Here is a 241-nt window from a genome sequence, read left to right as displayed (position 1 = left end):
CCTTAGAACGTCTCTGTAAATCATCGAATGTACTAACTTCATATTTTTGTGTTGGACAAGCTGCTAACCCTAAGGGATCAATCCACGACACCGGATTCGGCACGTACGCATACAGGTTCAGACCCCCATTCAGCCCGAGCGGATCTTAGGCACTATCCCGACGCCATCATACGATTGAGCGGACCTTTCCCCCTGATTTAGCAGCCTTTTTCTTCGCCACTGTTTCCCACCCTGTTAAAGA

At 49.0% G+C, this 241-nt stretch carries 1 pseudogene; it reads right to left on the bottom strand.

What is annotated here, in order from left to right:
* Positions 1-145, bottom strand: a pseudogene (locus AACQ38_RS23945) (RHS repeat-associated core domain-containing protein); the annotation flags it as partial.
* Positions 146-241: the final 96 nt, after the last annotated feature.

The sequence above is a fragment of the Photorhabdus sp. RW14-46 genome, assembly GCF_963887965.1.
GTDB classification, from domain to species: Bacteria; Pseudomonadota; Gammaproteobacteria; order Enterobacterales; family Enterobacteriaceae; genus Photorhabdus; species Photorhabdus laumondii.
Note: the sequence above shows the minus strand (reverse complement) of the source record. Positions and strands in the feature narration are given on the sequence as shown.